Consider the following 23,766-nt stretch of genomic DNA (forward strand, 5'->3'; position numbering starts at 1 on the left):
CACACCGTGAACAACGACTTCACCTGGCCGCAGGGCCACACCGCAGCCGCCGCCTTCACTTTCGACGTCGACGCCGAATCCTGCGTCCTCGCCCACGATCCCACTTCGGCGAACCGTATGTCGCTGATGAGCCACCAGTCGTACGGGCCCCGCGTCGGTGTCCCCCGCATTCTGCGAATACTCGAACGTCAGGGACGTTCGCGCAACGTTCTTCGTGCCGGGATTCACCGCCGAGTGCTATCCCGACACGGTCCGCGCCATCATCGACGGCGGTCACGAGGTGGGGCACCACGGGTATCTACACGAACCGATGAAGGGCCTCGACCCTGCGACCGAGGCACGCTACCTCGACCGGGGGCTCGACACGCTCGAGGAGGTCGCGGGCATCCGCCCCGTCGGATATCGCGCACCCTGGTGGGAAATGAACTGGCACACACCCGAGTTGCTCGTCGATCGCGGGTTTCTGTACGACTCGAGCCTGCTCGACGGCGACAAGCCCTACCTGATGGCGACGAGCCCGGCGTCGGAACGAACACTGATCGAGATCCCCGTCGACTGGGCACTCGACGACTGGGAACAGTATGCGTTCTACCCCGGTGTCACCGGCAGCGGCGTCATCGAAAGCCCCGCCAAGGTCCTGGAGATGTGGACCCTCGAAGCGGAGGCCCACCATGCCGAAGGCGGGTGCTTCGCCCTCCAAGGCAGCCGCATTGGAACGACTCATCGAGAACGTCAAAGCGATGGACGGGATGTGGGTGACCACCCTCGCGGACATCGCGGCACACGCCCAGCGCGTCTGCACCGAACCCTTCGTACACACCCGATTCGAAATCCCCACCTTCCCCGACGTCCAGCTCCGGCGGACTTCCCCGGCCCCCGAAACTGTTCGTTCCGAACGGTGAGGGATCCTCAATCGTCGACCGTCACCCCGTACTCGGTGGCGAGCGTGGCGAGATCGTATTCGTACCCCTGCCCCACCGCGCGGAGACGCCACTGCCCGGCGCGTCGGTAGATCTCGGCGAAATGCATCGTCCGTTCGGTCGTGCCGGCGTCCAGAACGAACGATGCGATTGTGTGGTCCGGAGCGTCGACGGTCACCGAGATCGGACCGAGTTCACCGAAGGTGCGATCTCCGCCGATCGCCGCCGATACGGACACGCACTGGTAGTCGGAGTGCAGGGCAGCCAGTTCGATCCGCACTCCTTGCTCGCTGCTGCCGTCGCAGGACAATTCCACGGTGCCGTCCGAACTCGTCGGCGAGTTGTAGAAGAGGAAGTCCTCGTCGCAACCGACCCGGCCGTCTTCGCCGAGAAGAAGCGCAACCACATCCACGTCGAACGCATCGTCCTCGGTGTGGGCGCGCCAAGACGCGTTGACCGTCAGCGATGTCGTCTGTGGTGGCAGGTCGATCACCTCTCCGCGAGCGAGCAACGGCGCAACCCACTGAGAAGGCGGTCGGATCGGCTCGCGGAGCGCCCCCCGCGCGGGTGGTGCCGCCGGTTCGAGTGCGGAGTTCACATCGGGGGCGGTGAGCAGAGGCAACTGACGGGCCGACACTCGGTCCATGCGGGGATCGAGTTCACCACCGTCGAGAACGAGGACATCGGTGACTCCTGCGGAGAGATTGACCGACGGCTTGGCACCCAACTGCACGATGCGGGAGCGCATCAGAACGGAGTCCGCATGCGAGCCACCGACGATGAGCACTCTTCTTCCGTGCCAAGGCTTCGTGGAGGGAACAGTTGTCGCAGGTCGAGGCCACTGAACTTCGGACGGTGCCGCGGCCCCCTTCGGCTCACCCGGTGTCACGTGCAGCAACATCTCGCCGAGCTGCCGCTCGGTCAGGACAGGAATCCCGTCGGCCACCGCGCGGCGCACCTTTGCACTCGACGAGTGCGGGTCGTTGCAGACGACGACACTCGTCTGACGGCTGACCGAATTCATGACGTCCAGGCCGGCGGCGGTCAACCGTGCGGCGAGCGCAAGACGGGGAACATCCGTACTGCCGCTGATGACCAGTTTCATGCCCTGGACCAGTCCCGCCCCCGGATCCAGCCGACCCGGATTCCGCCACGGAGACTCCACGCGCGGAACCCGATCGGGGTACACCGCCCGCCGATCGGCGCAACCGACGACCGGCAGAGGAAGTCTGAGAGACTCGGCCAGCGAGGCGCTGTGCGCGAAGACCTCCGTCAGCACGAGGGCGTCGTCGTAAGCGTCGTGAGCCCGGTTCTGACGAACCTTCCAGTGCGCAGCCAGAGTGGACAACTTGTGATTGGGGACGTCGATCTCGAGGCGGCGCGACAGGGCGAGGGTGCAGAGCCTCTGCCGTGTCGGCATCGTCATCCCCGCCCGCCGTACCTCGGCGTCGAGGAAGCCGTAATCGAATGACGCATTGTGCGCGACCAGCGTCCGACCGTCGAGAAGCTCGAGCAGATCTTTCGCGACCTCTTCGAAACGGGGCGCCCCCGCCAGACGCTGTGGCGTGAGATTGTGGATATGGACCGGCCCCGGGTCGCAGCCCGGGTTGAGCAGAGTCACCAATTCACGCTCCACCGAACCGTCTTCACGCAACGCCAACGCCGCGACGCTGAGCACTCTGTGCGTGGACGAACGAAGACCGGAGGTCTCGACGTCCACGACGACCCAGCGGTGCCCCGTCGGCAATCGCGCCGGCCGGGTCATGGTCGAGGAGGCAGATGACAGCACAGAGCGACTATAGAGCCCGGTTCTCGCCGTTCTGATCGACGACACGGAAATATCCGGCACATATCGTGCCCATTCTGAATTTCTCGGTAGTTTTTTGTTCAAGTACAGGTCGAGGGTTGTGTCATTCGAGTGAATGACACAGAGGTCCATTGCGCCTCAACAGCTTTCGAAGTCCGTTACCAATTGGCTACTATCCTCGTCACACCGGATGGATTGGCCGTCGTGGCATTTCTCGACCATTCTGTGGAAGCCCCACCCCACCCCTGAACGAGGTAAACATGAAGGCTCGACGGTTAGTTCTCAGCGTCCTCGGTTGCGCCGCCATTTCGATGGCGGCCGCGCCCTCCGCACAGGCGGCGACGATCTTCGATTTCCTCCCCCCGGAGATTGCGTCCTTGATTCCGAGCGGTTCGGCCGACGCCGTGAACCCCCTCCTGCCGCCCGCGCCCGCCGCTCCGGCAGCACCGGCACCCGCGCCGCAGGTCGCGCCGGCCCCGCAGGCAGCCCCCGCACCGCAGGTGGCTCCGGCACCGCCGGCACCCGCGCCGCGGGCGGGGTACAAGAACTGCACCGAGGCCCGCAATGCGGGCGTGACGCCGATCTACCGCGGCCAGGACGGCTACGCGCCGCACCTCGACCGCGACAACGACGGCATCGCCTGCGAGTAGTCCGTCCCCGGCGCGCCGCCCTCCCACACACGCACCCCTTCTGCGCCCACGCACCCCTTTTCGAGCCCTGGAACGGGTGCGTCCACCGAGAAGGGGTGCGTCGATGTCTCGCAACGCCTCACCTGCGTGCAGGTGTCGCCATTCCCCGTGCGGCGCAGTGCGCTCGGCACTAAGTTCGGCGATGACGGTTGAGGTTCTACGCGAGGGGGCGGTCCGGCATGAGCAGGACACATTTCAGGGCTCTGACACTGGGCGCGGTCGCGCTGGCCGGGGGTGCCGCACTCACTGCGGGCACCGGAACGGCCGCGGCGGACGTCCTCACCGAGATCAACGGCTGCAGGATTGTGGCGAATCCTAATCCCGACGATCGCACGACCTGCCCCGGCGCCGATCTGAGTTCCGCGAACCTGGCGGGCCTGAACCTAAGCTTCGCCGACCTGTCGGGCGCGAACATGAAACGGGCGAACCTCACCGGCACCAACTTCGCCGCCGCGAATCTGTCGTACGCCGACCTGAGCGATGCGAACCTCACCGGAACGAACTTCACGGATTCGCAGCGCAACGCGGTGATCCTGTACAGCACGGACATCGACATCTTCGGCACGATCGTCGGGGACATGAACATCACGACCGAACCCGAATGGTCCACCGACGCCCACGAGCGCGCACTCGCCTCGGTCGTCCCGGTGACACCGACACCTGCGGCTCCGGCTTCGTAAACCACTCCTGACCCATTCACCCGGGCCGCGCACTGCGCGGTCCGGGTTTTCGTATGCCCACACCCCTTGACATTGGATACCCGCACTATCCACTATTAGATAGTATCGGTATCCAACATTGGGAGGCATCCGATGACGACGATCGACCCCACCCGTTCGACGCACCACTACGACGGCGAACTGGTGGTCTTCCTGATCGGGATGACCATCAACCGACCCTGGCGACCGGACCTGTGGCTGCCCACGTTCCTCGCGATGCCGAGGATGCTGCGTGAGCTGTCCGAAGACCCGGATTCGGGTCTGATGGGCTACCGCCTGACGTTCGAGGGCCGCGGCCCGACAGTGATCCAGTACTGGAACTCCGTCGACAAGCTGTACGCCTACGCCAGTGACAGCCAAGCGAAGCATCGTCCGGCCTGGGCCGCATTCAACCGGCGGGCCCGCAAGGCACCCGGTGCGGTCGGCGTCTGGCACGAGACCTATCCGGTGGACCGCGCCGAGTCGATCTACGTCGGCACGCCGGCGATGGGCCTGGCTCGCGCCACCGCACGTGTGCCCGTCGCACAGAAGTTCAGCCGCGCCCGAGACCGGCTGTCCCGCAGTAACAACGCCCACGAACAGTGATCGATTCAGGAGAAACCATGGAACCCTTGATCGCCCTCGTTGCCGTCACTCTGGCACTCCTCGTCGCAGGCGCGGCGGGTGTGCGCCGGTTCCGGCCGTGGCCCGTTGCCCTGAGGGGCGGACTCGCGGCCATGTTCACGCTGACCGGCATGGCCCACTTCGTGGGGATGCGCGCGGAACTCGTCGACATGGTCCCGCCGTCTCTGCCGAATCCCGGCCTGCTGGTGACCGTGACCGGTCTGCTCGAACTGGCCGGCGCCGCGGGACTGCTGATACGACGCACCGCGCCGTGGGCGGCGGGCTGCCTCACCGCCCTGCTGATCGTGATGTTCCCGGCGAACGTGTACGCCGCCGTGGAGGGACTCTCGACGGGACCGTTCGAAGCGCTGATCCCCCGCACACTCCTGCAGGTCGTCTTCGTGTCCGCGACTCTCGCCGTCGTGATCTCCTCCCTCCGGAGCCGTGCTACGGAATCGCCCTCCGAAGCCCACTCGCCCTCAGCACCCGACGTTGCACTCCCGCCCGCACTGCATCCTCGGACCCGATGATCCGCACGTGCTTTCGTGCCCGGGTGATCGCGGTGTACAGCAATTCGCGAGTCAGCAGCGACGACGCCTCGCCGGGAAGAACTACGGACACCGTGTCGTACTGACTGCCCTGACTGCGGTGAATCGTCATCGCGTACACCGTCTGCACGGCGGACAGATGCGTCGGATGCAACAGGAACGGTTCGTTGCCCCGCACGAATGCGGCGACGAGTTCGTCGTCGTCGCGGCGCACGATCACCCCGGTGTCGCCGTTGTAGATCTTCGTTTCGTGATCATTGGCAGTCACCATCAGCGGCTGGCCCGGAGACCAGCGATCCGGGTTCAGTCGCTGCCCGGTCGCCTCCCCTATCCACTCCATCGCCTGCCGCGCCCACCGCTGCACGCCGTACGGACCTTCGCGGTGCGCGCACAACAGCCGGTGCTCCTCCGAATGCCGCAGTGCAGCAAGGGCATCACCGGATTCCGCGGACCCGGTGACCGCGGCGGCCGTCCCCACCACGTCCGCCCGCAGTGCGTCCAGATCTTCGGGACCGTGGAACGACACCTCGGGGAAGCCGCTCGACAGGATCTCCATGACCTCGTCCGGTTCGCCCTTCCGTACCGCGACGGCCAGCTGCGCGATGCCGCCGCCGAACCGCCGCCCGCGGCTGAGCCGCACCACTCCGCCCCGCAATCTGTCCCGTTCTCCCGCACTCAAGGCGGCTTCGAGCGGGTCGTCGGCTGCCTCCAGGTCACCGCCAACGATCCTGGCGAGCACCGGATTCTCGGTTCCCGTCACCGGCCGGGCCACGAGATCGGCCAGGACCGCGCCCGCGTCGACTGACGTCAGCTGATCGGGGTCGCCGACGAGCACCAGCCGGGTGTCCGGGCGGACGGCCTCGAGGAGGCGGCACATCATCGTCAGCGACACCATCGACGTCTCGTCGACCACGATCGCGTCGTAGGGCAGGTGATTGTTCGCGTTGTAGCGGAACCGGCTACCACGTCCGCGCTGCCAGCCCAGCAGCCGATGCAGCGTCATCGCGGTCAGGTCGGGCGGCAACCCGAGTGCGTCGGACTGCTCGCGCACCGATTCCTGCAACCGCGCCGCGGCCTTCCCGGTGGGTGCGGCGAGCGCGATCCGGAGGCCCGGCCCGGGCTGCCTGGTCAGCAGCGCCAGCACCCGGGCGACGGTGTGCGTCTTGCCTGTTCCGGGTCCGCCGACCACCACCGACGTCCACTGTGTGGCGGCCACCGCGGCGGCGATCCGCTGCCGATCCGGAGCCGGGGCCGGCGCCCCGTGGTCGTGCTGGTCACGGAACAACGCGTCCAGGCCGTCCTGCAGCGACTGCTCGTCGACGAGGGGATGCCCGACCGCGCGCTGGTCGAGTACCCGCCGGATGGTCGCTTCCTGCCGGAAGTACCGGTCGAGGTAGAGCAGCCCGCCCTCGGCCGTGTCGACGAGCCGCAGCGGTCGCAGCGGACCCGCCGAACCACCCGTGACCAGCGGGCTCCGCCGCAGTGCCTCGACGACCGTGCCGTCGTCCGGCCACGGCAGTGCGTCGAGATCGACTTCGGACTCCTCGTCGACGGTCACCTCACGAATCCGCGTCAGGTCCAGGCACACCGAGCCGGACCGCACCGCCCGCACCGCCAGCGCCGTCGCCAGCACGACGTCTTCCGACAATTCGCCTCCGAGCGCCGACAACCGCAACGCGACGTGCACGTCCGCGGCGGCCAGCACACCGGCCTCGTTGAAGACCCGCAGCATCCCCTTGCCGCGCTGCGCCACCTGCACTTCGGTCATCGCGTCCCCTCGCGCTCGGAGGCCGACCCGGACAGCAGATCGGACAGCTCGGTGATCAGCGCGGCGGGCGGCGCCCAGTCGAAGACACCACAGCCGGGCGGGGTGCCGGGGCCGACCATTCCGCGAACGAACAGATACCGGACACCACCGAGGTGCACCGCCGGATCGTAGTCCGGTTGCCGCCAGCGCAGGTAGCGATGCAACGCAACGGAATACAGCAACGCCTGCAGCGGATAGTGCGCCCGCAACATTTCGGCGGCCATCCTCTCGCGGGTGTAGTGCGCGGTGGTCAGGTCGCCCTGCGCGAGGCGATTGGTCTTGTAGTCGACCACGGCGTACCGCGGTCCGGGCAACCGCAGCACGACGTCGATGCTGCCGGTGAGGTATCCGCGCAGCGGGGTCGGCTCGAGTGTCTGCACGGCATCGGCGTACGACCGCAGCGGATCGTCGACGGGAAGGTGGGTGCGCAGCAGCCTGCCGACGCCGTCGAGCATCACGGTGAGCGAGGGTGTGTCGCCACCGGCGAGCGGCAGTTCGAAGTCGAGCTCCGCCAGCAGGTCTGCGGGGGCGATGTCGGCGAGCGTGGGCTCGCCCCCCGCGCCGAGGGGAGTCCGCAGCACGGGCAGCAGCGCCGTCGCCAGCTGGGCGGGGTCGATGTCCGACAGCGTCGACGCGATCACGTCGCGGCAGCACCGCAGGACTTCTGCTTCCAGATCGGGTGCCGCGGTGTCGACGATCTCGAAGACGGCATGGACGAGCGTGCCGAACGTCGCGCCGCCGGGCAGTTCGTTCATCGTCGACGGCACCCCCGAAGTGACGTCGGCCGGCGCCTGCAACGGAGGCTCGTCCGGTTCGTCCGTCTTCTCCTCGACCTCGGCCTCACTACCCACTGCGGGCGCGTCGTGCGCAGATGCGGTCAACGCCGAGTACGACGTGCGACGCCAGCGCGTGTCGAGCAGCCGCCGGAAGCGCGCGGCTTCCAGGTCTCCGCTGGGCTCACGCTGTGGTGTCCACCCGACCCGCGCGATCGGGTCGGAACCCACCGCCTCGACGGTCACCGTCTCCGGAGCTTCCGTACCCCACGCGGACAACCGTTCCGCGACAACCGGATCCTCGGGGACGGTGACCTTCGGCGGGACCTCCCGCTGCCCGGGCTGCCGCCCCAGGATCATCCGGTGCAGCGGTGCGCCCGCCGTCGTGAACGCCGGTGCCCACCACACCACGAGCCCGCACATCGCCCGGGTCACGGCGACGTACAGCAGCCGCAACTCCTCCCCCGCCTCTTCCGCGTCGTGCCGGTTCCTGCGGTCCGCGTAACCGGGGCTGCCCGGACCGCCGACGTCGAGGATACGTCGCCCGTCGTCGTCGTGCAGCAGCAGTTTGCTCGGTTTCGAGATCTTCGCGGCGTCCCAGGCGTACGGCAGGTACACGAGCGGGAATTCGAGGCCCTTGCTGGCGTGGACGGTCGCGATCTGCACCGCTGCGGCGTCACTGTCGAGTCGCCGGCTGCGGTCCACCCCACCCGAGGACGGATCCTTCATCCGTTCGGTGAGCCAGCGGGTGACGGCCGTCAGACCGAGCGACTGCTCGACGGCGGCACTGTTGAGCAACTGCGCCACGTGCCGGAGATCGGTCAGTGCCCGCTCACCCGCTGCCACCCGAAGCAGTCTCGCCTCCAGCGCGCCGACCGCGGACAGTCGTTCGAACAGGGCCGCGAAACCGGACTGCGCGAACACCGCGCCGAGCTCGCGGAGCTGCCCGCCGACCTCGGCGACGATGTCGTCGCCGCGAGCGTCGAGTTCCTCGGCCGTGTGCCCGAGCAGCGGGGTGAGCGCGGCCAGCCGCACCCGGTCGGAACGATGCGGTTGCTCGATGGCCTGCAGAATCCAGAGCCAGTGCTGCGCAGCCGGAGTCGTGAAGACGCTGGCCCCGCCGGCGAGCACGGACGGCACACCCGCCCGGTCGAGGGCGTCGTGGACCAGTGTGATCTGCGCGTTGGTGCGCACCAGGACGGCGATGTCGCCCGGTTCGACGAGTCGGGCGCTCCCCCCGACGTCGAGTGTCGCGCCACCGTCGAGGAGGGCGACGATGTCGGCGGCGAGATCTGCCGCGATCCGCTTCCGGAGCGGCCCCACCGCGGGGTATCCCGACTTGTTGATCGGCCCGGCGCCGGTCCTCGGCAGATACCGCAGCCGCAGCGGCACGGCACCCGTCAGACGCGACTTCGGTCTCGCACCGTCGACGCGGTGCACCACGATCTCGGGATGCCCGAGCGCGGCGCCGCCGTGCAGATATTCGAGCCCGTCGAGGAGTTCCTGATCGCTGCGCCAGTTGGTGGTCAACTCCTGGTGACGGTCCGCCGACCGCACCGCGTCCAGATAGCTGAGCACCTCCGCCCCACGGAACGCGTAGATGGCCTGCTTCGGATCGCCGACGAGGACCAGAGTTCCGCTGCCGTGGAACGTTCGGCGCAGAATGTCCCACTGCAGCGGGTCGGTGTCCTGAAACTCGTCAACGAGCACGACGCCGTAGCGTTCGCGGACACGCCGGCACGCGGCCGCACCGTGCTCGGGATCGCTGAGGACGCGATGGAGCAGCATCGGGAGATCGTCGAAGTCACGCAGACCCACCGCACGTTTGCGCCGCTCGACTTCGGCGCGCACCGCCTCGGCGAACGCCACCCGATCCCCCGCCGGGGTGCCCCGCGCATCTTCCGGGGCGAGCACGGCCTGCGGGTCGAAGATGGCCGCCCGGGCGGCCGCGGTGGCTTCCGCCGGAGTGAACGGCGCCGACTCGACCCGACTGTAGGCCCGCAGGTACAGGTCGGCGATCACCTCCGTCGTGAGGTCGTCGGCGGCCTCGACCAGCACCGTGTCGGGGTCGCGTTCGCCCGCGATGCCGAGCCCGTCGAGCATGCGCTGGCAGAAGCTGTGGGTGGTGACGATGGTGGCGGCGTCGAAGTCCGACACTGCCTGCAGCAGGCGTCGGCGGCGCAGCGTCACCTCGTCGGTGTCGGCTTCGGCGAGATGCCGGATCAGTTGATCCGCGCTCAGTCGCGCCGCCGCGGGATCGGCCAATGCGGCTGCGGCGGAACCGAACCGCTCACGGGTGCGTTCCCGCAGCTCCTGCGTGGCCGCCCGGCTGAACGTCACCAGCAACAGCTGCGACAGGTCCACGCCACCCTCGGCGACGAAGCGGGCGGCCAGACCGACGATCGCGTACGTCTTGCCGGTGCCGGCGCTCGCCTCGAGCACCGTCGTGCCCTCCGGCAGCGGACCGAGGAGGTCGAAGCCTCGCGCGCCGGTCACGGCTGCGCCAACGTCTCGGCGGCGAGCAGCGGCGCCCACAACTGCCGGGCGTAGTTCTCGATGGTCACCGTGTCGCCGAGGACGTCGAGCCCGGGCGAAGCCCCGTACACGTACGTGATGTGCCGGTCGCGTGAGTCACCGAAGTCACTGCTCCATTCCTTCCGGGCCGCCTCGATCGCGTCCTCCATGCTGCTGCCGCCGTGGCGTCGTTCGGCATAGGCCGCCGACGCGCCCGTGGCGATCGGCAACGGCGCGTGCAGCCCCAGATCGCGCAGTTCGACGAGTCGCACCAACTCCTCCGCTGCGTTCTCGGGTGCGGTGAGGGTCGACCGCCACGCCGGACGGCTGTACGCGCCGCGGCCGGTCGTGACCGCAGTCCACTCGGTCTCGTTGTCGGACGCCGCGACCGCCAGCAACTGCGCCCAGGCGGCGAGACGGTGTTTCGGCCCCAACTTCGAATACGTGGTGCTCGCGATCACCGACCCGTGCACACCGCCGACGGTGCCGGTGAGGCGCCGTCCGGAGCCGAGATCGACATCGACGTCCACGGTCTCCGCGCGCCCGACGTGCACGGACCCGCTGACGGCGACGAGCGACTCGACCGCGTGCTCGATTCCGCCGAGCACCGACTCCCCCAACTTGAACGGCGGCAACGTCCCTCGGCGCCACTCCGCGGCGCGGAAGTCGGCCAGTTCGACTCCGGCCAGCCTCGCGACGAGCATCCTCTGGCCGAGATCCCACCGGGCCAGCGGATCGGGCGCCACGTCCAATGCGTCGGCGAGGTCCTCGTCCACGTCGGGGACCCGCAACCCGAGCCGTTGCCGCAGAAACGCCTGCGTCGGGTGCACCAGGAACGCGATGAGGTCGGCGAGATCGACGTCTCCCAGCGGCGGCGGCACCAACGGCGCCGGCAGGAACGCGGGCTCCGGTTCGGGCGGTTGCTGCGCGGCGCGGGCACCGGCCAGCGCCGCCCGGTCGAAACTGAACGGGTGCCCGGGCCGGAAGTTGCGTGCATCGAACGGCTGCAACGGATGCCGGGTCACGATGCCGGGCAGGGCATCGTTCCCGACGGTGGCCGCCACCGCGTCGAGCAGCTCGGACAGCGGGATCGCCGGCGGCCGCGACATGCCGGTGACGGGGTCGGCGCCCGTGTAGAACAGTAGGAGTTTCTCCCTCGCCGACATCACGGCGTCGAGCAGCAACTGCCGGTCCTCGCTGCGCGGATCGCGTTCACCGAGAAGGGGATTACGGGCCAGCACGTCGTCGCCGTCCACGCTCACACCCCGCGGGAACACCTCGTCGTCGAGGCCGAGGAGAACGACCACACGGTGCGGCACCGACCGCATCGGCACCATCGTGCACACCGTCAGCTCGCCCGTGCGGAAGTTCGCGCGGGTGGGGCGGCCCGCGAGCCGGGTGGCCAGCATGGCGCGCACGTCCGACAGTCGCAGGACCGCGTCGCCACCGTGTTCCATCGCCGCCCCGAGTTCTCGTCGCGCCTGCGCGAGTTGCCACGTGTCGGCGACGCTGACGTCGACGAGGAGGTCGAGCGCCCGGGTGAGCGCGCTCGACCAGTCCGTGACCGATTGCGGCCCGCCGAGCCCGCGCAGCGCGACGTCGAGCCGGTCGACGAATTCGGCCAGCCGCCCGGTGAGGTCGATGTCGTTGCTGTCGACGTCGTCGAGCGGCAGGGCCAGGGCGAGCCATTCGCCTTCGGACTCGTCGGCCGCGGCGCCGAGCAGGATGCGGTCGAGCGCGGTGGTGAACGTGTTCTGGGGGAATTCGCCGAGACCGAATGCGGCGCGCTGCCGCGGCCCGATTCCCCAGCGGGCGCCCGTCGCGGTCGCCCACTCCCGGATCCGTTCGAGGTCGTCGTCGCCGAACCGGAACCGCCTGCGCACCGGCGCGGCCGCCGACAGGTCCAGGACCTGACTCGCCGTCACCCTCGCGTCGGCGAGTTCGAGGAGAGTCGACACCACGGCGAGAACCGGATTGGTCTGGTGCAGGGCACGATCCGCGAGCCGGACCCGAAGTCGATGGCCGGGATGCCCGAGCACGTCCTGCCCGAACGCGGCCCGGATCAGGGGGGCGTACGACTCGACGTCGGGGCACATGACGAGCACGTCGCGCGGTTCGAGAGTCGGATCGTCCTCGAAGAGATGCAGGAGGCATTCACGCAGGACCTCCACCTGGCGGGCCGGTCCGTGGCACGCGTGGACCTGGACGGACGCGTCGGCCGTGCACTCGGCGAGCGCGGGCGCCCGGTCGTCCCGGACGTCCGCCTGCAGGCACCCCAGCAGGGAGTCGCGGGGCGCAGGTCCCTCGTGGTGGAGGTCGTCGACGTCGAGGCGGGTCAGCCTCGACTCGAGTTCGCGGACGTCCCGCGCCAGGCTCGACAGCAGCGGATGGGCGACGGACAGCGCGGTGTCGTCGTCGGCGCGTGCGAGAACGCTGGCTGCCGTGGACAGCGACGACCACATCGCGGGACTCGGATGCGGAAGCCACAGGTGCACATCACGATTGACGGCGAGGGCGGCGAGGACCGCGATCTGATCGGTCGCGAGGCGTGTCGGACCGAACAGCGACAGTCGGGCGGGGAGTTCGACGCGGTCCGGTTCCTCGCGCAGCCGGGCGCAGGCGGAGTCGAGCCGCTCGGCGGGAGCGGGGCTGCCGACACGCTCACGCAGCCGCCGCCACAGTTCGGCCTGCCAGAGAAGGTCGTCGTCGAGTGGACCACCCGCACCGTCGGTGTCGCGGCCTCCGGCCCAGTCGACCAGCATCGCCGGCCGCTGTGCGGCGTAACTGCGGAACAGATCGGTCAGGTGTGAGGCGGTGGCGTAGCGCCGGCCCGGCCGGTTATCGTCCGGGTCGCGGTCCCGGAGGCCGTGGCCGAGGTGTTTCGCGAGGATGGCACACCAGGGCTCACCGAGGCAGTCGTCGACGACGCCGAGCAATGACCACAGCACGCGGGACGGATTCCACGGGTCGTCGTCGGCGGCTACCCCCGTGGCGGCGGCGAGGCATTCGTCGACGAGCCGGGTCGGGGACGGGAAGTCGATGTTCGCGGCCACCCCGTCGCCGATGTCGGGCCGGGCACCGAGCGCGGTCGAGAGGCGCTGCGTGAGCCAGCGCTCCACCCCCTTCGCCGGGACCGCGACGACCTCCCGGGCGAACGGATCGGGCAGCGGGGTCGCGAGCACGTCGCCGAGAGCCGACGCGAGAGTGGTGGAACGCTCGGCGCGATGCAGTACGAGCACGTGGCCTCCCTTCGCTCCCCAACTCCGGCCGGCTCAGACTTACCACAACCCACCGACTCGGGAGGCCCACTCTGCAGGTGAGTGGCAAAGTGTGCCGGGGCACGCTTCGCCACTCACGTCAGCGGCCGGGGCGCGCCTGGGTGAGGTGCGGAACCCAGCCGTGGGTGGGCCACTTCTTCAGACCGACCTTGGCGGGGACGATTCGCTTGTTCACGAATTGGCTCTCCAGTTCGGTGTCGGGCTCGCCCGTGAACCGCCACAGCGCCGCGTCGCCCGGTCGGGCGACCGAGGACCAGGACTTGGCACGGTATGCGGCACGAACGATGTTGTCCGCGAACACGATCACCGGGATGTCGTCGGTGTTGCGGACGGCAGCGCCTGCCGCCCACGCGCCACGGGACAGTTCGTACACCTCCTCCGGCGTCACGCCGCGCCGGGACGCGGCGGGCACCTCGAGGACGACGCAGGGGGTCGGCAGGTTCGGGACGGGTTCTGCTGCGTATTGCAACACGAGGTCGTCGACGGGCACCGCACGATGCTCGCCCGCGCCACCGGCGAGATTGCTGAGCACCGCACCCTCGTTCAGCCCCAACGCGCCTACGATTCCGCCCCGCACCGCACCGGCGACGTCACCGGTGTCGGCGATCCGGTGGGCCACGATGTAATGCTCGACCTCGTGGCCGGAGTCGTAGATCTCGCGGATGCGGGCGATGGTCGCGGCCTTCACCTCGGCGCTGTCGGTCTCCGGATCCTCGAGCGTCTGCCGGTGCTCGTTCTCGGCCAACGCCTCCCACACGTAGCCGTACACCCGGGTGCCCCGCCCGGCGCCGACGTAGAACACCGACCTGTTGCGGGGATCGAGGAGCGCGTAGACGTAGGTGCCGAGTTCCTCGCCCACCCGCTTCGGGAACGGCTGCGGCGCGTGACGGGTCTGATACACCTCTTTCAGGATCAGGCGCAGCGCCGCCAGTTTCAACGCGACGGGGACGCCGCCGTCGATGCCGTCGAAGAGTGCGGTGGCCGCGCCCTGCACTGAGGAGAAGGTGTGCCCGATGTGGCGTTCCAGCGACTTCGTGACGTCCGCGAACTGCGCGAACCGCACCCGGGGGTCGGGTGCCGCGTTGTCCAGGTCGTTGGACGCGAGGAAAGTCTGGACCTCGGAATTGTCGAGCCAGCGAGAAGTGATGTCGATCGGGATCGTCCAGACGGTAGCCATGCCCCTACCGTAAGGGAAAACCTGGGTGAAGAACTCGCACGAGGAAGGCTCGAGGAGATTCGAACCCTTTCGACGTCCTACCGAGTGCGGGAGGATGGAGTTGTACCCATTGCGACGCAGGTTGGGAGAACATTCATGACAGCGCCCAGCTACTCCACCCGCACGGCCGTCGACATCGCGGTCGGCATCCTCATCGCCTACCGCGGATGCTCCGAGAACGACGCGTTCACCGAACTCGCGGAGACGTCCCGCAGGCACAAGGTCGCCCTCGCGCGCACCGCCCGCGCACTGATCGCGTTCATCCAGACCCATCACCACGACCTTCCCGCGTCCGACGTCACGGCTGCCGCTCTGCAGTGGAGCCACGCCACTCCGTACCGTGGCGCGTTCGGCACGGCGGCCTGAATTCGGTCGAAGTCTGAGAATTCTCTGGCTTCGACGGCGCGACGCTGCCCAAACCTTCAGACTCGATGTGAGACCGAACGACCAGCGCACCGAGATACGAAGAGGTAACTGAGTTGACGATCCGCAAAATCACGGTTGCCGCGGTAGCGATCGCCGCAGCCCTCACGATGTCCGCCTGTGGTTCCGACGAGCCGTCCGGGCCGAGCGCGACCACCACGTCCACGACCACGGCAGCGGCCGAGACCACCGACGACCTCGTTCTGCCGACCGCGGCCGAACTCAACGCCCTGCTGGCGAAGGGCCTCGACCCGGCCACTCCGCTCGAGGAGAAGATCGCGATGGTGGAGGGTTCGGAGCAGGACCCGAACCTGTTCAATCAGGTCGCTGCCGCCGCCCAGCAGGCGGGCGCGCAGGTCACGGTCTTGGACCCGGTGATCGACAACGGTGACGGCAGCGCCAGCGCGCAGCTGCAGCTGACGATCAACGGCCAGGTGCAGCAGAACACCCTGCCCGCGATCTTCGTGCCCGGCGAGAACGGGACGTGGAAATTGTCGAAGGCGACGGCATGTTCCATCGTGGCGATCGCGCAGCTGACGTCACCGGCCTGTCCGCCCGCCTGATCCGGACCTCCGCGTCACGCGCCTTCCAGGGCCTCCCCGATCTCCTGGACGGCGCGGTTGTGCTGATCGGTGATCAGGATGTGTCCTGCCGCGATGGTCAGGGCGACCGGCCATTCGATGATCTCGACGGCGGCGAGCAAGCCGATCGCCGCGAAGAATGCCAGTTGCTCGGGCCTCGGCAGCGGCACCCTGCCGAGGATCGGTAGCTGCACCGCGAAGCTGTGGGCCTCCCGCACCCGCTGGACGGCGTCGCTCTGCGATTCCGCCTGCGACGTTCGTTGGGCCATGGTTCGTCTCCCTTGTCCGTGCCGTTTCCCGGTCAGCCACCTTGATCGCGGACCGTGTCAGCTGTGCTGAGTTCCGTCGCCCAGACCGCTGCCGGTGTCTTCTCCGCCGCCGGGGACCCGTTGACCGGGGTGGTCACCCGCGTTCTCACCCCACCGCTGCGGGAGGTGTACGCCGTGCTGCTGCGGGCGGGTGTGATCGAGATCGTCGACTGATCGCCCGCAAGCTTTTCGAGCAACCCCGGTGCGAACGCGGCTGCCGCGGTCGCCGCACCCGCGCAGCCCAGCGCCTGGGCCCACCCGACCGGTCCGAGCGGGGTGCACCCGAGGAGCTGGCTGACCCCGGGAGTACTCACCATGACGGTGAGTGCGGCCAGTGAACCGCCCGCGGTGAGCACCACGAGCGGGCTCCGCGAATCGATCAGTGTCTGACCCAGCTGCGTGCCGACCAGCGCCACCAGCCCGACCGTCGACGCCCGGCGTTGCCTGCCCGTCACGCTCGCCAGCGCCCACGCCGTCGTCGCGCCTGCCGCGGTGGCGGCGCCGCGGATCGCGACGGTCCGCCACAGCGCAGCGCTGTCCGGGCCGCGGCCCTCTCCCCGGGCCTGTTCGTTGGGCGGGCTCACCGCGAGGGCGGCCGCGGGCAGGGCGTCCGTGAGCACGTTCACCAGCAGGAGCTGACGCGCGGTGAGCGGCGACCGTCCGGCGATCGCGCTGCCGATCAGGGCGAACGCCACCTCCCCGGCGTTCCCGCCGAGCAGCACCGACACCCCCGCCTGCACCCGCCGCCACAGCTGACGGCCCTCGTCGAGGGCGTCGAGCAACGCGTCGACACGGCCGTCGAGGAGCACCACGTCCGCGGCGCTGCGGGCCGGGTCGCTGCCGCGCGAGCTGACACCGATCCCCACGCTGGCCGCCCGGATCGCGGCCGCGTCGTTGGCGCCGTCGCCGACCATCGCGCAGACGTGACCGACTCGCTCGAGGGTCTGCACGATCTGCACCTTGTTCTCGGGCGACATCCGGGCGAAGACGACGCACTTCTCGACGGCATTCTCCTGCCCCCGGTGCGACAGGGTGTCCCAGTCGGTCCCGCTGATCACCTGCTCCGGCGACACGGCCAGTCCCAGCTCTTTCGTGATGGCGGTGGCGGTGACGGGATGGTCTCCGGTGATCAGCCGGACCCCGACCTGTCGCCCTTCCAGTGCCGGGAGCAGTCCGGCCGCTTCGGGGCGCGGGGTGTCCGCCAGCCCGAGCAGTCCGACGAGTTGCAGCCCACTGCCGCACAGATCGTCGAGCACCGCGGTGTCGTCGGCCGCGCGACGCGCCTGGAAGGGCGTGACGGTCCGGCGGGCGACGGCGATGACGCGTAACCCGTCGGCAGCCATGCCGAGAACGGTGTCGTGGACCTCGTCCGCGTCGATGCCGGTGCACGCCGCGACCACGACCTCCGGTGCACCCTTCACCGACACGTGTGTCCCGGACAGCGAGGCGGAGTAGGGCCGTCCGGAGCGGAACGGAAGGTAACTGCTCCGGTCCTCCTCCTGCGGTAGCAGGTCCACTGCAGCGTCGGCGATCGCGGCGTCGGTGGCATGCGCGGCCGGACTGCCGTCGGGGGTCACGGCGCTCCGGCCCGCGCACACGAGCACGTCCTCGCGATCGAACCCCGGCTCCGGGACGGCGATGACGACCCGCAGCCGGTTCTCGCTCAGGGTGCCCGTCTTGTCGAAGCACACCACGTCGACGCGGCCGAGCGCCTCGACGGACCGCGGCGTCCGCACCAGTGCGCCCGACCTCGTCAGTCTGCGTGCGGCGGCCTGCTGCGCGAGTGTCGCGACGAGCGGTAGACCCTCGGGAACCGCCGCCACCGCGACCGCGACGCCGCTCGTGACGGCCTGCCGCAGTCCGGTGCCGCGCAGGAACCCGACGGCGGTGACCAGCGCGCCGCCTCCCACGCTGACGGGCAGCACCCGGTCGGTGAGGCTTCTGAGCTGCGCCTGCAGACCCACGTGCGACGCACTCGCGGGGGTGAGGGCACCCGCGCGTCCCGCTTCCGTTGCGTCGCCCACCGCGGTGACGATCGCCGCCGCCGTGCCGGTGAGGATCGTGGTCCCCGCGAACACCATGCAGGCGCGGTCACTGAGTGGTGCGCCCGGAGTCGGCGACGTCTGCTTGCTCACCGGCAGCGATTCCCCGGTGAGCGAGGACTCGTCGACTTCGACGCCCGACGCCTCGACGAGCCGGCCGTCGGCGGGCACCACCTCGCCGGGACCGATCTCGATCACGTCGCCCGGCCGCAACCGCGACGCCTCCACCCGCTCGGTCACCCGGCGCTCCGGAGGCCCGGCGACGCGATGCGCGGGCGGATCGCCCGCCGCCAGCAACCGGTTCAGCAGACGTTCCGCGTGCAGGCGTTGCACGGCCGACAGCGCGGCGTTGCCCGCCAGCACGGACCCCACGAGCACCGCGTCGATCGGCGACCCCAGCAGGGCGCTCGCCGCCGATCCGGTGGCGAGGACGGGGGTCAGCGGATCCGACAGTTCCGTCCGCATCGCCCGGCCGAAATCCCAGGCCAGCCCGACCGGCCACGCCGTGAGCCGCCCGATCGCCTCGACCGGGGTCAGCACCAGATTCACCGACCGGCGCCGGGAGACCGCGGCCTCCTCCTCGTTGCGCGCGGGAAGCAGCCGGCGCACGTCCGGCACCGGCATCTCGTGCCAGGCGTGAACCGGGGCGGCGGGTGGAACCTCGGCCCGCAGCACAGCGCGCGCGAGGGAATGCCCCGTCCACAGTCCTGCCGCCGCGCCGACCGTGACGGGTCCGGGTCCACGCCCACGCACTCCCGGCAGCATGACGAGCGCACCGAGCATCGACGCCGCCGTTGCGATCTCGACGCCGCGCCTGCTCGCCGTCCGCGCGTCCGGCAGGGACCGCAGCACCCGCCACACTCCGACGAGGTCGTCGACCAGCAGGTCCGCGCACCACGGCGGCGGGGCGTCGTCGACGAGGACACCGATACCGACATCGGCGGACGACAGTGCGTGCGGCGCCCGGCCGGCGACCACCGCCACCGTCGCGCCGTTCGCCTGCAACTGCGCGACGGCGTCGCGCAGATCGACATCCAGTGACCCGCTCGAGGGCAGCAGATCGTCGAACGCCGAGCGGAGTCCGCCGAGCGTGTCCACGTTCACCGACACCACCTGGGCGCCCGACGTGCGAGCCTGCGCGAGCACGGCCGCCGCGCTCGGGTGGTGGGCGGGGGTCACCAGGACCGCGGAATCTTCGTCCACGGCTGCCACGGCGATATCGTCCGGAAGGTCGGTCAGCGCATGCCAGCCCACCCCGAGAGCGCCGGCCCCCACGGCAGAACGCGCGGCCTCCCACACTCTCGTCCGGTCGGCGTCCCGAACCGCACGGATACCGCTCACCCGGAGCTCGGCCGTGTGCAGCACCGACGGGTCCACGACCACCGCGTCGACCCGGTCCAGGCAGCGCAGCGCGCCGGGACGCAGGGCCAGCGCGGTGTGGCGATCGGCCAGCCCTCGGCCGAGCGTCGCGGCGAAGGCCTCGCGTGCGGTGCGCGCCGCCTTCGGCGCGGCGACCAGGGCCGCGTCCGCGGCGCCTGCGACACTTCGGGTCGCCGCCCCCACCGCGGTCGCGCCCACCCACTGCGCGATCGCCGCCCGGTCGACGTCCCGCTCGACCGGTCCCGATGTGCCGCGCGCGCGGGCGGGGCGATTCGTGTCGTCCGAGGGGTCCCGGGCCAGTTCGGGTTCGCGGCGGTGCCATACCCGCCGGCCCGACCACGCCTCAGCCGTGATCGCCGACCGCAGTGCCACGTCCACGGCGAGTGACGCAGGCGCCCGCCGCAGCACGTCGCCGACGGCATGAGCGGTGGCGAGCAGCAGTTCGGCGGCGTCCGGCCCGAGCCGGTTCTCGACCATGCTGCGCAATCGGGGCTGATAGTTGACGAACGTGACGGCGGCGGCAGGCACCGCCGACGGCAGGGCGGGCATCGGCAGCAGGCGAAGGCCGGCGGCCGCGACCAGCCCCGTCGTGACGGCGGCCAGTGCGAGCGCGCGTTCGGCAAGTGCGACGTCGTCGCCGGGAAGTTCTCCGGGCCGGTCACGGACGGCACCGCGAGCGATCGGTCGCGCGACATCCTCCGCGCCCGCGACCACGGCACACAACGCGGCCACCGACGGTCCGTGCTCGTCGACCGTCACCACCAGCCGGGACAGCGCACGGTTGAGTTCGGCTCCCGCCACACCGGCGGTCTCCCGGACGGCGCCGAGAACGGTCGCGGCCACGTCGTCCCCGCGAGGTCCGTCGAGTCCGCGGACCTCGATCCAGGCACGGCCGTGTCCGGAACTCGTGCGGCGGGCCGGGGTTCCTCCGAGCACCTCGGTGGCGATGTGTGTCGCGGTCCGGGCGGTGGTCGCCATCAGATCGGCAGCGACCGTGCCCCCGTAGGACGCCACCCCGAGTCCGACACCGGCGCCGCGCACCGGCAGGGATGCGGTGGCGCGGAGGTATCGACCGACTCCCACGGCAGCTACTGCCTGGAACCTGCGCCGAACTGCCGCAGCACGAGCGCCGCCCCGCCCACGGTGACCAGCACCGGCCACTCGACCAGTCCCGCCGCGCCGACGGCGGCCAGGGTCAGGGCGGCGGCGGGCGTCGAATGACTGCCGCTCTCCATGCCGGACCGGGCTCCGCTCGCCGCCCCGCGGACTCCGCCGACCACACCGCCGATCGCGGCGCCGCCGACCGCACCGACCGCGCTGGTCGTCGCGTTCGCAGCACCTGACACGGCGTGCACTGTGCCGTCGACGATTCGCATGACGAGCTCCCATCGGCCGTGGCCACTACCGCCGATGCGCGGCGGATCATGTCTGCGGTACCCACCTCAGGGTATTCTCAACCGCCGCGCGCCGGAACAGTTTCAGGGAACTCTCAGCGACTATCGGATGCTGTTCTGTCCCATGGGTATTCGATCACCTTGTTCGGTGCGCCAGAATTCCCAGCCGTCGTGGGTTTCGATGTCTCCGCTGATGTGACTGGCAACGGCGGTCGCCGCCGTCGTGGGGTCGGGAAACCGGCGGCCCTGCATCGGACCGCGCATGATCTCCAGAGTCTGCGTGTCGGGGTCGAACCGTCCGACCAGCCGATAACCCTCGAAGTCGGCCACGACCTCGAGGCGGGTATCGATCAGTTCCTCCAACGCCGCGGTCGCTTTGGCCGGCTTCTTCCGGGCGGAGGCGCGGGCAACGGCGTCGGCGCGCAACGTGGCCGCCGTCGTGGCGCGTTGCGCGTCGCTGTAGCGGCTGGGGTCTTTCTCCCCCGCCAGCCCGAGAAGATCCCAGCGCCCGCGACCGTGCGCGACCCGGCTCAGCGGAATCGCGTGATGTCCGGTCCGCGTGCGGCCCGGGGTGTCCATCATCCACAGATCCACCTCGGCGCGGATGTCGTCGGCCACCTCGGACGAGGGCACGACGAAGAACTCCTCCGGCGAACTCGCGAGATCCACGAACACCCAGAACTGCGAGCCGGTGTCGTCGTCGTCGAGCGATTCGTCCTGTTTGCGGGCCTGCCAGTCACCGCTGAGCTTGGAGCGCACCCGCACGATGCAGCTCGTGCCGTCGTCGCCCCAGACCTGGACGGGGTTACGTCGCGAGTGGGTGAGCCGGACTGCCTTGCCGCCCCGTTCCACGACATCGGCGATGAAAGCCTGGATTCCCCGGCTGGCGGTGTCTTCCACTGTCTACGTGTCCGTCCCTGATTCTGCGTCCCGTACGCAGGTGGAGAGAGGTGTGGCGACGGGTTTGCGCAGCACGACTCGGCGTTCTTCCCCTCACCTTACGTGCCGAGCCCGGCGCGCGGTGACTACCCGACCGCGCGGGCCGCTTCCGCCGCCTCGGCGAAGAACCACGACAGCACCAGGGCACCGGGGTCCACGACGCCGCGCGCCGCCTCCCCGATGTAGCTGGCCCGGCCGCGCCGCGCGGTGATGTCCGCGGTCGCCTCGGCGCCACGTGCGGCGGCGTCCGCGGCCTCGGCCAGACCGTCGGCCGGACTCTTCCCGGCCGGGGCGGCCGATTCGAGGGCGGCGACGGCCGGGTCGATGGCGTCGATCATCGTCTTGTCTCCGGGCTGCGCCCCGCCGAGTTCCTGGATCGTATCGAGGCCCGCCCGTGCCGCGGCGGCGATCGCCTTCAGGTCAACACCGTGCGGTGCGTCGGCGGCCACCCGGTAGAACTGCCGGAACCAGACACCGAACAGCGCGCCCGACGTGCCGCCCGCGTGACCGAGATAGGCGTCGGACAGTGACTCGAACACCGTCGGCGGGGAGTAGCTGTCGCGGATCCTGGGAACGTCGACGTGGTCGAGTGCGGCCGCCATGTTGGTGCCGAAGTCCCCGTCGCCAGCGCGGCGGTCGAGGTCGGTGAGGTTTGCCTCCTCGGCGAGCACCTTCTCCACGAACGCGCCGATCCACGCGCCCACCGCCGCACGGCCCAGCGTGTCGGCGGTGCCGGACACCTCCGGCTCGTCCTCACGGGAGGCGACGTTCGACCGGAACCGCACCTCGGATTCGTCTGCGATGCCACGGAATTCACCGGCCGGGGCGTTGGGCCATCCCGGTGCGGCGGTCGGTGCGTCCCACAGGTCGAGGAGCTGGTCGTCGCAGCGCACCAGTGTGATGGACGCGCCGTCCATGTCGAGGGCGGTGACGAAGCTGCCGACCAGCGAACGCCGGATCACCACACCCCGCTCCGCGAGGTGGTCGGCGAGTTCACCGAACAGCAGTTGCAGCTCCAGCGGATGCGCCGCGCCGAGCCCGTTGACGATCGCGATCACCGGCTCGCCCCGCTCCACGCCGAGCGAGGCGAGCACGGGGTCGGTGAGCCGGCGGACCAGTTCGGCCGCCCCCATCGCGTCGACCCGTTCGGTTCCGCGTTCGCCGTGGATGCCGATCCCGAGTTCGATCTGCCCGTCGGGGAGGTCGAACGACGGCGAGTCCGCCCCCGGGACCGTGCACGCTCTCAACGCGACCGCCATGCTGCGGGAATTCCGGGCGGTGCGTCGCCCGAACTCCGCGACGGTGGCGAGGTCGTCTCCGCGCTCGGCCGAAGCGCCGCAGATCTTCTCGACCGCGATCGTGGCAGCGGTGCCGCGACGTCCGGGCCCGTCCTCCCGTTCGGAGGCGACGTCGTCGTCGACGAGCACGTGCTCGACCCTGACGCCGTCCTCCGCCGCCAGTTCGCCGGCGATGCGGAAGTTGAGGACGTCGCCGGTGTAGTTCTTCACGATGTGCACGACTCCGCCGCCCGCGTCCACGGCCCGGGTCGCGGCCCGCACCTGCAGCGCGTTGGGCGAACTGAAGATCAGGCCGGGGCAGGCTCCGGTGAGCATGCCCCGGCCGACGAACCCGGCGTGCAGCGGTTCGTGCCCGGACCCGCCGCCCGACAGCAACGCGACCTGCCCGGACGGCATCGGTTCCCGCCGTGTGAGATAACCCGGTTCCGGATGCCATTCGAGATCGTCGGTGGTGGCGACGGCCCCGCGGAGCGCGTCGACGACGAAGGACTTGGGCGAGTTCAGGAACTGTGGGTGCGCCATGCTCC

At 70.0% G+C, this 23,766-nt stretch carries 16 protein-coding genes and 1 pseudogene; 7 read left to right on the forward strand and 10 right to left on the reverse strand.

The window, feature by feature from the left end; translation table 11 throughout:
* Window positions 1–6 precede the first annotated feature (6 nt).
* Window positions 7–902: pseudogene (locus tag G9373_RS04830) on the forward strand (polysaccharide deacetylase).
* Between the two features lie 7 nt (window positions 903–909).
* Here G9373_RS04830 and G9373_RS04835 read toward each other — a convergent pair.
* Window positions 910–2,685 carry a TerD family protein gene (locus G9373_RS04835; protein ID WP_120660560.1) on the reverse strand — a complete coding sequence of 592 codons (1,776 nt, stop codon included), beginning with the start codon at window positions 2,683–2,685 and terminating at the stop codon, window positions 910–912.
* A 302-nt stretch (window positions 2,686–2,987) separates the two neighbouring features.
* On the opposite strand from G9373_RS04835, the gene G9373_RS04840 reads away from it, so the two are divergent.
* The 4 genes from G9373_RS04840 (at window position 2,988) to G9373_RS04855 (ending at window position 5,268) form a co-directional block, all read left to right on the forward strand.
* Window positions 2,988–3,377 carry an excalibur calcium-binding domain-containing protein gene (locus tag G9373_RS04840; RefSeq protein WP_005253957.1) on the forward strand — a complete coding sequence of 130 codons (390 nt, stop codon included), beginning with the start codon at window positions 2,988–2,990 and terminating at the stop codon, window positions 3,375–3,377.
* A 218-nt stretch (window positions 3,378–3,595) separates the two neighbouring features.
* The gene (locus G9373_RS04845) at window positions 3,596–4,096 is read left to right on the forward strand and encodes a pentapeptide repeat-containing protein (protein WP_120660559.1); all 501 of its coding nucleotides are present in this window, start codon (window positions 3,596–3,598) and stop codon (window positions 4,094–4,096) included.
* 132 nt (window positions 4,097–4,228) lie between these two features.
* Window positions 4,229–4,720 (forward strand): DUF4188 domain-containing protein, encoded by a 492-nt coding sequence (locus tag G9373_RS04850; protein WP_005573424.1) that lies wholly within the window; start codon window positions 4,229–4,231, stop codon window positions 4,718–4,720.
* Window positions 4,721–4,737: 17 nt separating this feature from the next.
* On the forward strand, window positions 4,738–5,268 hold the full coding sequence (locus G9373_RS04855; protein ID WP_065491966.1) for a DoxX family protein: 531 nt from the start codon (window positions 4,738–4,740) through the stop codon (window positions 5,266–5,268).
* On the opposite strand, the gene recD is transcribed toward G9373_RS04855, so the two are convergent.
* From recD to G9373_RS04875, 4 genes are all read right to left on the reverse strand, one after another.
* On the reverse strand, window positions 5,186–7,054 hold the full coding sequence (gene recD, locus G9373_RS04860) for an exodeoxyribonuclease V subunit alpha (RefSeq protein ID WP_167114126.1): 1,869 nt from the start codon (window positions 7,052–7,054) through the stop codon (window positions 5,186–5,188). The genes G9373_RS04855 and recD overlap by 83 nt on opposite strands.
* Window positions 7,051–10,362, reverse strand: coding sequence for a UvrD-helicase domain-containing protein (locus G9373_RS04865; RefSeq protein ID WP_346842802.1), 3,312 nt, complete (start codon window positions 10,360–10,362; stop codon window positions 7,051–7,053). The genes recD and G9373_RS04865 overlap by 4 nt, the downstream gene beginning before the upstream one ends.
* Window positions 10,359–13,619, reverse strand: a complete 3,261-nt coding sequence (gene recC, locus G9373_RS04870) for an exodeoxyribonuclease V subunit gamma (RefSeq protein ID WP_167114132.1) — start codon at window positions 13,617–13,619, stop codon at window positions 10,359–10,361. The genes G9373_RS04865 and recC overlap by 4 nt, the downstream gene beginning before the upstream one ends.
* Window positions 13,620–13,737: 118 nt before the next feature.
* The gene (locus tag G9373_RS04875) at window positions 13,738–14,835 is read right to left on the reverse strand and encodes a GIY-YIG nuclease family protein (protein WP_007300381.1); all 1,098 of its coding nucleotides are present in this window, start codon (window positions 14,833–14,835) and stop codon (window positions 13,738–13,740) included.
* Window positions 14,836–14,970: 135 nt separating this feature from the next.
* Between G9373_RS04875 and G9373_RS04880 the strand changes: the two genes are divergently transcribed.
* Entirely contained in the window at window positions 14,971–15,240 is a 270-nt protein-coding gene (locus tag G9373_RS04880) for an ANTAR domain-containing protein (protein WP_005563493.1), read from the forward strand.
* A gap of 113 nt (window positions 15,241–15,353) precedes the next feature.
* Window positions 15,354–15,860 carry a hypothetical protein gene (locus tag G9373_RS04885; protein WP_005252352.1) on the forward strand — a complete coding sequence of 169 codons (507 nt, stop codon included), beginning with the start codon at window positions 15,354–15,356 and terminating at the stop codon, window positions 15,858–15,860.
* A gap of 14 nt (window positions 15,861–15,874) precedes the next feature.
* Here the strand turns inward: G9373_RS04885 and G9373_RS04890 are convergent, their stop codons facing one another.
* The 5 genes from G9373_RS04890 to dhaL form a co-directional block, all read right to left on the reverse strand.
* Window positions 15,875–16,147: a hypothetical protein gene (locus tag G9373_RS04890; RefSeq protein ID WP_133984883.1), complete on the reverse strand. Its 273-nt coding sequence runs from the start codon at window positions 16,145–16,147 to the stop codon at window positions 15,875–15,877.
* A gap of 32 nt (window positions 16,148–16,179) precedes the next feature.
* On the reverse strand, window positions 16,180–20,691 hold the full coding sequence (locus tag G9373_RS04895) for a cation-translocating P-type ATPase (protein WP_133984885.1): 4,512 nt from the start codon (window positions 20,689–20,691) through the stop codon (window positions 16,180–16,182).
* Between the two features lie 5 nt (window positions 20,692–20,696).
* Window positions 20,697–20,984 carry a hypothetical protein gene (locus G9373_RS04900; RefSeq protein ID WP_120660553.1) on the reverse strand — a complete coding sequence of 96 codons (288 nt, stop codon included), beginning with the start codon at window positions 20,982–20,984 and terminating at the stop codon, window positions 20,697–20,699.
* Window positions 20,985–21,104: 120 nt separating this feature from the next.
* Complete coding sequence (locus tag G9373_RS04905) at window positions 21,105–21,902, reverse strand: hypothetical protein (RefSeq protein WP_005253944.1); 798 nt, start codon at window positions 21,900–21,902, stop codon at window positions 21,105–21,107.
* 125 nt (window positions 21,903–22,027) lie between these two features.
* Window positions 22,028–23,761, reverse strand: a complete 1,734-nt coding sequence (gene dhaL / locus G9373_RS04910) for a dihydroxyacetone kinase subunit DhaL (protein ID WP_133984887.1) — start codon at window positions 23,759–23,761, stop codon at window positions 22,028–22,030.
* Window positions 23,762–23,766 lie beyond the last annotated feature (5 nt).

The sequence above is a fragment of the Rhodococcus sp. A14 genome (assembly GCF_011603105.1).
Classification (GTDB): domain Bacteria; phylum Actinomycetota; class Actinomycetes; order Mycobacteriales; family Mycobacteriaceae; genus Rhodococcus_F; species Rhodococcus_F opacus.